Source organism: Oleiphilus messinensis (genome assembly GCF_002162375.1).
GTDB lineage: Bacteria > Pseudomonadota > Gammaproteobacteria > Pseudomonadales > Oleiphilaceae > Oleiphilus > Oleiphilus messinensis.
Window position 1 is genome coordinate 4,425,950 of the sequence record NZ_CP021425.1, and the last position, 12,278, is coordinate 4,438,227.

The 12,278-nt window shown below is 48.1% G+C and carries 12 protein-coding genes; 6 read left to right on the forward strand and 6 right to left on the reverse strand.

Going from position 1 to position 12,278, the window contains the following annotated elements:
• The first annotated feature begins 92 nt into the window (after positions 1–92).
• The gene (locus tag OLMES_RS19240; RefSeq protein ID WP_157678399.1) at positions 93–1,142 is read left to right on the forward strand and encodes a sensor histidine kinase; all 1,050 of its coding nucleotides are present in this window, start codon (positions 93–95) and stop codon (positions 1,140–1,142) included.
• The gene (locus tag OLMES_RS19245; RefSeq protein ID WP_087462759.1) at positions 1,139–1,924 is read left to right on the forward strand and encodes a LytR/AlgR family response regulator transcription factor; all 786 of its coding nucleotides are present in this window, start codon (positions 1,139–1,141) and stop codon (positions 1,922–1,924) included. Before OLMES_RS19240 ends, OLMES_RS19245 begins: the two co-directional genes overlap by 4 nt.
• A 43-nt stretch (positions 1,925–1,967) precedes the next feature.
• Here OLMES_RS19245 and OLMES_RS19250 read toward each other — a convergent pair whose 3' ends face one another.
• The 3 genes from OLMES_RS19250 to OLMES_RS19260 all read right to left on the reverse strand — a co-directional run bounded on the left by OLMES_RS19250 (position 1,968) and on the right by OLMES_RS19260 (position 3,997).
• Positions 1,968–2,441, reverse strand: a complete 474-nt coding sequence (locus OLMES_RS19250) for a hypothetical protein (protein ID WP_087462760.1) — start codon at positions 2,439–2,441, stop codon at positions 1,968–1,970.
• A 2-nt stretch (positions 2,442–2,443) separates the two neighbouring features.
• A complete protein-coding gene (locus OLMES_RS19255) occupies positions 2,444–3,064 on the reverse strand; it encodes a hypothetical protein (RefSeq protein WP_087462761.1) in 621 nt (206 codons plus the stop codon).
• A 93-nt stretch (positions 3,065–3,157) separates the two neighbouring features.
• Positions 3,158–3,997 carry an SDR family oxidoreductase gene (locus OLMES_RS19260; RefSeq protein ID WP_087462762.1) on the reverse strand — a complete coding sequence of 280 codons (840 nt, stop codon included), beginning with the start codon at positions 3,995–3,997 and terminating at the stop codon, positions 3,158–3,160.
• Positions 3,998–4,100: 103 nt separating this feature from the next.
• Between OLMES_RS19260 and OLMES_RS19265 the strand changes: the two genes are divergently transcribed.
• Both OLMES_RS19265 and OLMES_RS19270 read left to right on the forward strand, forming a co-directional pair.
• On the forward strand, positions 4,101–5,000 hold the full coding sequence (locus tag OLMES_RS19265) for a LysR family transcriptional regulator (RefSeq protein WP_087462763.1): 900 nt from the start codon (positions 4,101–4,103) through the stop codon (positions 4,998–5,000).
• Positions 5,001–5,260: 260 nt separating this feature from the next.
• Positions 5,261–6,538, forward strand: coding sequence for a serine hydrolase domain-containing protein (locus tag OLMES_RS19270; protein ID WP_087462764.1), 1,278 nt, complete (start codon positions 5,261–5,263; stop codon positions 6,536–6,538).
• 58 nt (positions 6,539–6,596) lie between these two features.
• Here OLMES_RS19270 and ahpF read toward each other — a convergent pair whose 3' ends face one another.
• The 3 genes from ahpF to OLMES_RS19285 all read right to left on the reverse strand — a co-directional run bounded on the left by ahpF (position 6,597) and on the right by OLMES_RS19285 (position 10,113).
• Positions 6,597–8,240 carry an alkyl hydroperoxide reductase subunit F gene (ahpF, locus tag OLMES_RS19275; RefSeq protein WP_087462765.1) on the reverse strand — a complete coding sequence of 548 codons (1,644 nt, stop codon included), beginning with the start codon at positions 8,238–8,240 and terminating at the stop codon, positions 6,597–6,599.
• Positions 8,241–8,366: 126 nt separating this feature from the next.
• Positions 8,367–8,936 carry an alkyl hydroperoxide reductase subunit C gene (gene ahpC, locus OLMES_RS19280; RefSeq protein ID WP_087462766.1) on the reverse strand — a complete coding sequence of 190 codons (570 nt, stop codon included), beginning with the start codon at positions 8,934–8,936 and terminating at the stop codon, positions 8,367–8,369.
• Positions 8,937–9,078: 142 nt separating this feature from the next.
• Positions 9,079–10,113 carry a helix-turn-helix domain-containing protein gene (locus OLMES_RS19285; protein WP_087462767.1) on the reverse strand — a complete coding sequence of 345 codons (1,035 nt, stop codon included), beginning with the start codon at positions 10,111–10,113 and terminating at the stop codon, positions 9,079–9,081.
• Between the two features lie 226 nt (positions 10,114–10,339).
• On the opposite strand from OLMES_RS19285, the gene OLMES_RS19290 reads away from it, so the two are divergent.
• Both OLMES_RS19290 and OLMES_RS19295 read left to right on the forward strand, forming a co-directional pair.
• Positions 10,340–11,263 (forward strand): sterol desaturase family protein, encoded by a 924-nt coding sequence (locus OLMES_RS19290; protein WP_087462768.1) that lies wholly within the window; start codon positions 10,340–10,342, stop codon positions 11,261–11,263.
• A 165-nt stretch (positions 11,264–11,428) separates the two neighbouring features.
• A complete protein-coding gene (locus OLMES_RS19295; RefSeq protein WP_087462769.1) occupies positions 11,429–12,262 on the forward strand; it encodes a mechanosensitive ion channel family protein in 834 nt (277 codons plus the stop codon).
• The last annotated feature ends 16 nt before the right edge of the window (positions 12,263–12,278 follow it).

Below are 12,278 nucleotides of genomic sequence, written 5' to 3' on the forward strand. Positions count from 1 at the left end.
ATGGTGTGTAGGAGACGTATGAATGATTAAAGGATTCTTTTACTATTTGAGATCAGAATGATTAGGTGGAACAGACATTGACTGCAGCATTGATGAAAAAAAGGTTTTTTGGCTTTCATAACAAGGCCAGAATCCTGGCATGGATATTCCTTGTGATCTGGCCCGGACTGAATCTTTTTATCATTTTTACCGTGTTGTATTTTCTTGATCTACTTACGCCCTACTTTTTCCTGCTGGCCGCAGTCAAAATCTGGGGGGTATTTTTAACGGGTTACATTCTCTTTAACATTATTGAACAGCGACTAAAAGCACATCTGACTGTTTTAATGGATCAATACGCCTGGCTGCTCAGACCTGTCGTCATTATTTTTTTGTTTAGCTTTGTTGCGCCAATTGTCGATATCTCCGCTGAACGGAATCTGCCGACCGTTAAATCTCTGCCCTTGTTCATCATGCTATTTGAAATCCTTATCTATGTGGCGGTGATGTACATCCTGCAGCAGCAGGAAGCGTTCTACCAGTCACGATTGCAAATGCAACAAACAGAATTGCAAATGCTAAAGATGCAGTCTAACCCCCATTTCCTGTTCAATGCACTCAATTTAATTGCAAGTGAAGTCACAACAAACCCTGTGCGCGCAAAGGAACTTATCTATGACCTTTCTGATTTGTTAAGAACGACTATCCGACATGCACAGGTGCAATGGACCACACTGGAAGAGGAATTGCACTTGATAGAACTCTACCTGTTGTTGCAACAAAAGCGTTTTGAAGATCGCCTTACATTTGATGTGGATTGCCCATCGAACTTGAACACCAAACCCGTCCCTTCCCTATTGCTGCTGCCCGTTGTTGAAAATGCCATTAAATACGGCGTAGCCCCTTATGCCAAGGATGCCCATGTAAGTATTAATGTCGAACTCCATAATGGCTACTTTGAAATTGAAGTTCAGGATACGGGAGAGTCTTTTGACGATCAGAATATTCAACACGGGGAAGGGTTACGTATATTATTCGAAACTCTGAAACTACATTTCAGCAATAACTTCTCAATTAAATTAAGCTCAAGCAATGAGGGTGGCTGTATGAACATTTCCTTTCCGGAAGTTGATCCCAAGACACTGACAGAGTCGAAAAAATGACAGCCAAAACCGTCATGATCGTTGATGATGAGCCCGCAGCACGACTCAGCCTGAAAAAAGTGATCGAGACGTTTGCGGAATTGGAAATCATTGCCGAAGCTGCAGATGGTAAATCAGCGATTGAACAAATCCTGATAAATCGCCCCGATATTGTTTTCCTTGATATTGAGATGCCGGAAGTAACGGGATTTGATGTGGCCAAAGCCACACAACAGCTTAATTACCAGTTAGTTTTTCTCACCGCGTATGAACACTATGCGCTCCAAGCCTTCGACACCAACGCCATCGATTACTTAGTAAAGCCTGCCCGGCCGGAACTAATCGCCAAAAGCATTCGTAAAATACTACGGCAGGCAGTGTATGTTTCCAGCCAGAACCTAACCCCCAAAGACGACAATCGTTTAGTGTTGAATGATTACAACCTGCAAAGAATTATTGAGCATGAACATATAAATTATATAGAAGGTATTGGACGGTACCGTCGCGTTCACCTCACGGAGGCGGGGATTAAATTACACAATGTAGACACGCTGCTATCCGACACCACATTGGATTGTTTTTGCGAACAATTACCTGCAGATGTTTTTTACCGATTGCACCGAAGCTACATTATCAACAGCAGCAGGCTGCTCGAACTGAAACTCCAATCCCGACGCCACTTCGTCCGCCTGGCCGGTACCAGCACACTTATTCCAGTGTCTCGCAGTTTCCTGAGCACGCTTAAGCAGCGGATAAACAGCATGAACGTTGGGCACGATTCTTCCCCTGACATAGAAACATAGCCAGTACTGCCATAAGTTTTGCGAGGTTTGAAATTTTGAAACATCACCCCAACGCATCCAGCGTTTTATTCAAGTTATCCATCAAACGCTCTATAAGCTTGGCTTTCATGGGCTCGGCGAGTTGTGAACTTTCGATTTTTTTGATTTCCGTATCAGTTTTTTCGATGGCGAGTCGGCAGGATTCCATTTTGGCATCTTGTTGGGCAAGGTGGAGCTGGTCGATTTTTCCCTGAAATTCGCGAACAAGTTTGGCGCATTTTTCCTGGGTAAGTTGTTCATAATAGGTTTTATGACTGGCGACTTCATGTTCCAGGGTTTGTTTTAGTTTTGACAGTTCAGAGTCGTAGTAGATGCGTTCCGCTTTCTGTTGTGCACGGCGTTGTTCTTTCGATGCGGTGGCGCGTTCGATGAAGCTTTTCTGCGGCCCTTCCGGGACAAGATCCCCCGGCTTGGTGGTGAGCAGTTTGCCGGTGCTGATAGTAGGCTTTTGATTATCCTGATCGTCGTTTTGGCTCATGTTCACCCCGGTTCGTTATCCATGGTCTTGATCCAGTCGTCAAACTGCTGATCTATTTTCTTATAGTGCTCGGTTTTTTCCGATTCAGTCATGGATCGGCTTTGACTGACTTTATCCATCAGTTGCAAATACTCTTTCGCCACAGCACTGACACGTTGATTCTTTTGCCGTTGCAGTGTCAGCACCAGCGTGTGTTCCAGTTTCTGGATCTCCTTATCCCTTATGGCTTTGTACTCTTGCCGGGTGAGTAACCCTTTTTGATGGATCACCGCCAAAACCGACTTGATGTCCTCGATTTCTGCAGATGCGCGTATTTTCTGGTGCAGCTGTGCTGTCGCCCGCTCTCGGGTTGAGTTGTACTCGATGATTTCCGTAGTTTCATGTAACAGGCGTTTAAGTGGTTTCCGCATCAGCTTGAGCGAAACGAGCGTTAACACTGTCAGAAAAACGATAATTAACCAACCACCGATCGTCGGAAAAAACGAATCCTGTATCAAAAATCGTGTTCCGGCCCAATATGCTTCCTGTACAGAGCAGTCATGGACGGCGTTTGCATTGTTCCCAGCCCGCAGAGTCGCAGCAATACCCTGCGCTTGCGGGGATGTAACGATTTCCCAAGCCACTTGCCTCTTCACCTTCTTTGCTCAATCATGGAACGGGTTTTAGTGGTGTCTCCCTGTTGAGGATAGCGGTGATCGGATCTTTTTGTTAGTGGTTTAACCCAATGACGATGTTCTCAACCAATTATCAAAAGTCGTTGTAGTGCGTGTAACATCCGGCACAAACTTTTCCCCGGTTCTGTCGTAATGCTGCATCAAATCGGCGACATCCACCAGCTCCTCATCTCGCGATAATCGACCAAGAAACGTTGCGAGCCAGGAAGGCAAACGTTTTACTTTCAATTGATGATGGTCTGCAAACCTCAACATTGCCTGGCGCATGGAGATGCCTTCTGGCCCGTAGATGGGTAATCTTCGGTTACGACATTCCGAGTTTTGGAAGGCACGGCTGACAATCAAGGCGTAATCTGCGGCATTGAGCCAATGAATCGGTCGATTGGAGGGGCCGATATGTATTAACTTGTTTTTTTGCCGAAATCTGGGCAGCGTTTCCATAAACCATGAAGGCATGAAAACAAGGTAGGGCAGACCGCTGGCGCGCAGAAGTTGCTCGGCCTCCAGCTTGTATTTATTGTCCCAGCGATCACTGAACTCAGGATAGGCAGATGCCGTGGAAATCATTCCAATGCACTCGACTTGCTCGCCTTCTAGTGCTTCGAGAATATTACGTGTGCCCAGCACATGATTCTCATAGTAGGAGTTTTTCGAATACCCGCTGGCATTGATGTATACCCCATGACTCCCTTTTAGTGCCCCTCTCAGACTGTCAATATCCATTAAATCCGCTTCACGGAAGTCAAACTCATCGCCAAGCCGTGACCGTGCAGATTGTTTATCTCGAGTGATAATCCTGACCTTAAAACCGTCCGTCAGAAACTGTTTTGCTACAGGGAGACCGAGATTACCGGTACCACCAATTACAGAAATTACGTTCATTGTTTTTCTCCATTAATGCTTTCAGGAGACACTGTAATCGAATTTTAATTAGCGTATTAGTGAGCTAATATGAGTTTATCTATACCATATTTGGGATAATACGATGGATATCGAAGCGGTTATCTGGTTTGCAGAGGTCGTCAATGCGGGTTCATTTGTAGGCGCGGCCCGGCGCATTGGCCAGCCCAGCAGCAATGTCAGCCGACGTATCGCGAAACTGGAAGACCATCTGGGAGTCAAACTCATACAACGAACCACTCGTTCGTTATCACTTACGCAAGACGGCGAAGCGCTTCTTCCTATGGCCAGGCAATTAACCCGATCCCAGTATCAAATAACGGAATGGAAAGATAGCCTGAGTCATGAGCCCAAAGGTGTTTTGAGGTTAACGGCCCCCCATAGTTTTGCCAGAGAACCACTCACACAATGGTTACTGAATTATCGGTCGAAATACCCGCTCGTCAGGATCGAGCTCATCCACAGCAACGACTACCTGGATTTTCAGGATAACCGGCTGGATTTTGCCTTTCGCCAAGGCCCGCTCCCGGATTCATCACTGATTGCCAAACGTCTGTTCTCGATTGAATATGGTGTATTTGCCACTCCAACGATGATCCGAGCTGGTTCGGAATTGAAAGAACCGAATGATTTACAGCGCGTCCCCTTGATCACCGCCGGCTCAATTGGCAAGGTATTTCCGTGGCGCTTCCGTAATACCGATATGCTACCTAAAGATCCAGCACTCAGCTTTGAAGATACAGCTCAATGCATACAGGCTGCCGTATCAGGCTTGGGGTTTACGTACGCCAGTCGCTACGAAGCCTCGCCATTTATCCGCGAGGGATGCCTGGAAGAGGTGCTGATCCCGTTCAGACCGACTCCGATAGGCTTTCATATGGTCTATCCCGAGCGAAAGCATCGTGCACTCAAAAATGAGACATTTCTTGTGGCAATTCAGGAGGAGCTGGAAAAATTTGGTGTACCGGAAGGATTGGTTAGCTAGTCTGAACCCTGCAACAGGCAACAATTCGGATGAAAATTCCATAAATTAGTCACAATAAAAGCTTGCATACAACTGTATACCAACTTTACGATAACAGGTATCCCTAAATGGGGGATTGCCGCGTTGCGGGCTTCGTGGGCAAGATGAAGCCGCATTCTGCATAACAATCCACGATGGACTCTGAGACCAAATAGTTCGGGCCAGCTTCCCGGTACATCACCCTGGCTTGGCCCATAAACAGAACAAAACAGGAACCCTGCATGAAAGCAGCTTTAAGAAAATTTCTTAATACCAGTGAACTTGGCGCATTGAATGAAGTTATCGCAATTGATCACGAACATGAGGTCGCGCCGGAAGAAGCGGGTATCAGCCCGGCCGAAGCTGAGGAGATCTGGCAATCCGTAATTGACTTGTATTTAACCGGCACCCAGCCTGCTATTACGTTTTGTATGCGCAGGCAAGGCAAAATTGTGTTCAATCGCTCCATTGGACACCAAACAGGAAATGGGCCGAAAGACAAACCGGCCACCCAGAAAATTCTGGCGAACCCGGATATGCCGGTCTGTCTATTCTCGGCCTCAAAAGCCATCACTGCCCTGTTGATGCACATGCTGGTGGAAGATGGCCTGGTCAACTTGTTGGACCCGGTTAGCTACTACTTGCCTGAATTCGCTGCCAAGGGCAAACGCAATATCACAATACATCAAATTCTCTCTCACCGAGGTGGTATTCCTCGCCTTGCGGCGGATACCCCAGTCGAAACACTTTGGGACGAAGACCGAGTCTGGCAATTGCTCTGCGATGCCAAACCGCTATCGTCCAGTGGGAATGAACTCTCTTACCACGCCTTGACCGGTGGCTTTGTCATGGGTCGGGTCCTTGAAAAAGTCGCGGGTATCAACATACAACAATACCTGGATAAAAAAATCCGTGATCCCATGGATATGACCTACTTTACCTATGGCACGCCAGCCGCAAATCGCCACAAACTGGCGACCAATTATGCCACCGGACCACGCCCGACCTTTCCGGTAACAATCGTTGTAAAACGCGCATTGGGCGCTGATATCGGTACCGTAGAACAGGTGGTCAACAGTCCGGAATGGTACAGCTCGATAATGCCGGCAGGAAACCTTGTAGGAACGTCCGAAGAGATTTCACGTTTCTATCAAATGATGCTCAACGGTGGAGAATGGCAGGGTAAGCGGATTTGTAAAGAAGACACCATCCGCAGAGCGGTGCAGGAGTACGGAACATTGCAGTTTGATCGTACCCTGATGATTCCGATGCGCTACAGCGCCGGACTCATGCTCGGCGGCAATCCGATAGGAATGTGGGGCAAAAACAGCCGCCACGCCTTTGGCCATATTGGCTTATTGAACAAGCTGTGTTGGGCGGATGAGGCGCGGGATATATCCGTGTCACTCTTGACGTCCGGAATTCCGATTATTGCCCATCATATCCCGGCATTGTTCGGCTTCGTAAACAGTATTACGCGCAATTGTCGCCGAAACCGGGAAGTGCGGCTCACGCAATAACACGCCCCAGAGTCATCCTGCGCGAAAGCGCAGGATTCACAGCCAAAAATGCTGAATCTCAAGCTGCGGCAGTTTCTTCACTCGTGACGGCTTTATCCGCACTCTGCTCAGAGCCATCATCAGTGGCGACCGCAGGTTCCGGCGTGCGAATCAGGTAGTCAAATGCACCCAAAGCAGCATTGGCGCCTGCCCCCATGGCGATAATGATCTGCTTGTAAGGCACATTGGTCACATCACCTGCGGCAAATACACCCGGCAATGACGTATTGCCATGTGCGCCTGCAATGATTTCACCTCGCTCAGTTAACTCCACCGTCCCCTCAAGGAACTCGGAATTGGGTACCAAACCGATCTGCACAAAGATGCCTTGTAACTCAACGTTATAACTTTCGCCGGTTTGACGATCCGTATATTGCAATCCTGTTACGCGCTCACCGTCACCCAGCACTTCGGTGGTTTGTGCTTGCATGATGATGTCGATATTCCCCATGGATCGCGCCTTACGTTGCAGAACTTCATCCGCACGCAATATGTCACTGAATTCCAGTACGGTAACATGTTTAACAATACCCGCCAGGTCTATAGCGGCTTCAATGCCTGAATTTCCGCCACCGATTACCGCAACCGATTTCCCCTTAAACAACGGGCCGTCACAGTGGGGGCAGTAGGCCACACCTTTCCCTCGGTATTCCTGTTCGCCATGAACATTCATTTCTCTCCAGCGGGCACCGGTAGCCAGCAAAACGGACCGGCTTTGGACTGTCGCGCCATTTTCCAGCTCGACTTCAATATAACCCCCTTCCTGCTGTGCACCTTTCAGTGCAGACGCACGCTGATTCGTCATGATGTCGACTTCGTATTCACGAACATGTTCTTCCAGACTCGCGACCAGTTTAGGACCTTCGGTTTTCTTGACCGAAATGAAGTTCTCGATCCCCATTGTATCCGCTACCTGGCCACCAAAACGCTCAGCAATTACGCCAGTACGAATACCTTTACGGGCTCCGTATATCGCTGCTGACGCACCAGCGGGTCCTCCCCCGACGACCAATAAATCGAACGGTGCTTTGTTTTGAATGGCTTGGGCTTGTCGTTTCGACGCACCGGTATCAACCTTGTTCAGAATCTCTGCGAGGGAAATCCGCCCTTGGGCAAACACTTCACCATTCAGAAACACTGAAGGAACCGCCATGACCTTCCGGTCGTTCACCTCATCCTGAAACAAAGCGCCATCAATCATAACATTCGTGATATTCGGATTGATAACCGCCATCATATTCAAGGCCTGAACCACTTCCGGGCAATTCTGGCAGCTCAGGGAAATATAGGTTTCAAACTTGAATTCGCCTTCCAGAGCTCTGACCTGTTCTATCAGCGCTTCTTCAACCTTCATCGGATGTCCGCCACTGTGAAGCAGGGCCAGCACCAGCGACGTAAACTCATGGCCCATTGGTAACCCGGCAAAGCGGATCTCCGAACCGGTTTTCGATGACCGCACCAACATTGAGGGTACGCGCTCATCTTGCACATCACCGGTTGGCTCGACGAGCTCTACAAGTGGTGACAATGCTGCAATCTGTTCAACTAATTGACTTAACTCTGCGGACTTTTTACTACCGTCTACAAATCTGACCAGCTCAACCGGATGTTTCAAATTCGTCAGGTAGGTTTGTAACTGTTGCTTCAGATTGGCATCTAACATGTCATCTCCCATTTCTACAAAAATATTCACATCCCAGGCCAGGGCTGGCTCCAGGGTCTGTTGACCCTGGTATCCGCTTTCAGGTGACTATTCACCTGAAAGCGATTTGACTCATTTCGACTGCGCTTAGATCTTGCCAACCAGATCCAGAGAAGGAGCCAATGTTTCTTCACCTGGCTGCCATGCTGCAGGGCAAACTTCACCGTCGTGCTCTGCTACGTACTGAGCCGCCTGGATTTTACGAACCAGCTCTTTTGCAGATCGACCGATGCCCAGGTCATGAATTTCGGCTACCTTGATTTCGCCTTCAGGATTGATCACGAAGGTACCACGCAGTGCAAGGCCATCTTCTTCGATCATCACACCGAAGTTACGGCTGATCACACCAGTCGGATCGCCGATCATTGGGAACTGGATCTTTTTGATGGTTTCAGAACTGTCATGCCACGCTTTGTGAGTAAAGTGAGTGTCAGTCGATACGGAGTAAATCTCTACGCCCATATCTTTCAGCTGGTTGTAGTGATCAGCCATGTCGCCCAGCTCGGTTGGGCAAACGAAGGTAAAGTCTGCCGGATAGAAAAATACTACCGACCACTTCCCCTTTAGATCCGCGTCGCTCACATCGATAAACTCACCGTTTTGGAATGCTGTCGCTTTAAAAGGTAAAACAGTGGTATTGATGATTGATTGAGTCATGTTGTTTCTCCTGTAAGAATTAGGCTGTTAACTTCAACGCCCGCTCATAGTAAGAAACAAGAGTCCCTGCGGCTAATTGGTTGTTTATATATTTTGGATAGGTATTCCCTATTATCCGGAAGGTACACTCAATCAATATTTCCTATAAAACACTTTTACCTGACGAAATGGCGTGGCCGGCTTTACCCAATGACCGTCGATACTGATTGGGAGACTGCTGCTGCCATTGCTTGAACGCCCGCGAAAACGCGCTCTGCTCGGAAAATCCAAGCATCAATGCAATCTCGGGCAGCGAAAGCGATAGGTCCGCTAAATATTGTCGCGCCAACGTCAAACGCGTGTCCCGCAGCAACTCGCGGAAGACAATCCCCTCTTCAGCCAGCTTTCGATGCAATGAGCGGGTGGACATGTTCAATTCCCGGGAGACCGCATCTGCAGTCGGTTCTCCTGCCTGCAGGCAACGCACCAAAACGGATAGAATGCGGGAGGCGAGCTGGGTCGCATCAGGAGCGGCCTGGAGTAATGTCCGGGCTTGGTTATCCAGCAACTGATGAAGATTCTCATCACATCCGGGTATCGGCAGTGCAAAGTAGGTCGATGGAAATACGATGGCCAGGTTCGGTTGGTCAAACAAAACCTCGCACTGAAAAAAATCAAGATAACGTTGCACGTCGCGGGGCTGCACCGTCTGTGTGAAGTCAACTCGTACCGGCAGTAAATCAGACCGTTGCAACAATGAGCGCCCAACGGTTAGCAGCGATGCCAGCAGTAGCTCATCTGAAAGCTGACTCGAGTAGCCAAAATAGGCGTCCCAAACCAAACGGGTTGTCTCGCCCTCAATAACGAGATGCGCTTTATTGCCATCATACAACAGCCGCTGAAAACGCTCAAAACAACCCATGGCTTGTGCCATGGTCTGGCTGGTTTTAAATAAATACCCCAGGCAGCCAAAATACTCCACAGTGGCATGCTTGCCGATTTCGACCCCTAAAGCGGGTATGTTCAGCTGCTGATTCAAACGGTCGAGTAGTGACCACCACTGCTCAAACGAGAGCGGTTTGCCGGATTCAGATTGCTCCATCAACTTGGGTAATGCATCAAACTGGATGCCTTGCTGCTGAATAAATGCAGCAATAAAACGGGCGGCATCGGGGGTAATGAACAAATGATTCAGCATAAACGGTCCATTTTGCTTTCAATGACTCAACGATTTCAGAGCGCGGGTGAACTCAATTGTTACAACAATACATCTTGGCGCAGATTGTCAAATTATAGACTGAATTCGTCAATCAAGCGGGCAGTTTCAACCGTACACTACAAACTATTGAACAACTTCAACTGATGACATGCTCAGGAGCCTGTCAAGCCACCCGGCGACGCTCCGATTTGCTGAGGATATTATTGTGACAGATTTGCTACATGCTATCGGCTTTATACTAACCTTCGGGATGCTTTTTGTCGGTATCATCATTGCTGAAGCCTGGTATTGGCACAAAAAAGGGAACTACAGTGCAAAAACCGGTAAAACGGTATACGACTTCAGAGAAACCATTGCCAGTATTTCCACTGGCGCCATTTACAAAATTGCCGATGGCATTATGATCGCGGTTGTTATCACAGCGCTTTATGATGTCGTCTATCAATGGGGCTTTCAGTATGTGCCTGATGATGGCCTCTGGAGCGTTCTGCTCATTTTCTTTGCGGTTGATTTTGTCTTTTACTGGTACCACCGCACCATGCATACGGTCCGCTGGCTTTGGACAGGGCATGTCACCCACCACTCATCCACCCGGATGAACTTTTCAACGGCGCTGCGCCAGAACTTTTTGTATGACCTGAACTTTGGCTGGTTGATCTGGTGGTTGCCTATCGCGTTTATCGGCTTTGACAAGAACTGGGCAATTATTGCGATCGAATTAAACCTGGCTTATCAGTTCTTCATCCACACGGAAACCGTCAACAAACTCGGCTGGTTCGAAAAAGTGTTCAATACGCCGTCCCATCACCGTGTTCACCATGGTAGCAATCCGGCACAGATCGATACTAATTTCGGTGGTGTTCTGATTATTTGGGACAAACTGTTTGGCACTTTTGTAGATGAAAAAGACGCCGGTGATATTCGCTATGGATTAACCTTGAGACAACCGAACACACTCAACCCTGTCCGCCTGTGCGTTGATGAATTCATTTGCATGGTGAAAGATGTCGCCCGCTATCGCGACTGGCGGATTCTGTACAAAGGGCCTAACTGGGTCGAAGAAACGTATGGAGCACGGGATAACGCGTCTCCAGACGAAGAAGCACGACACAAATCAATAACAACTTAAAATACAAATCAAAACAGAGCGTATCAGCGCCATAACTTGGCCGGGGCTATTGTCCCGGCCCACTTTTCAGCCCCCTACACAATAGATCCCTCTTGTGTACTGGATTTCCCGACACGCGGCCATTATGCTTACTTTTTCGGACGTTTTAGGGAATTGAGTGCGCTCATGATTGAACAAGAACTGCAGAATATCGAAAAAATTTACGATTTACTGATCAATTTTTTCGTCAATTACAGCTTCCAGGTAATTGGAGCATTTATAATCCTCATCGCCGGTATGATTGTATCCCGGTGGATTTCACGACTGTTGCTGGCCTTTTTCAAGCGGCGTAATGTTGATGTCACGCTGGCCCACTTCCTGGCCAACGTCGCCAAGATTATTGTTCTCGTTATTTTTATTGTCATTGCCCTTGGCAAATTCGGTATCAGTGTCGCGCCATTTGTGGCAGCGATTGGTGCAGTGGCGTTCGGCGCCAGTATTGCATTGCAGGGACCGGTCTCGAACTATGGTGCCGGTATCAGTATTATTCTGACGCGACTTTTCCGAGTGGGTGATACCATCAAGGTTCACGAATATTACGGTGTCGTGCACGAAATAAAATTGGCCAATACCACCCTTGAAACCGAAGATGGTGAACACATCATTATTCCCAACAAGAAAGTGGTCGGTGAAGTGCTGACCAACTCTTTCACTGCGAAAGTGGTTGAATCTTCCGTGGGCGTAGCCTACTCCAGCGACCCTGAGCAGGTGATCAATATTATCAAGGAACTGCTCGCACAGCAGCCGGAAGTGGTGAAAACGCCAGACCCACAAGTGGGAATTGAAGCATTCGGGGACTCATCAATCAATATCGGATTACGGTACTGGATTCCCACGCAGCAATACTACAAAGTTCAGTACACAATCAATCTGGCGATATTCAAAGCACTACAGGAAAATAAAATCGAGATACCGTTTCCCCAGCGCGAAGTCAGAATACTGGGAGACCAACAGCTTTAACAACAGAAGCAGCGGC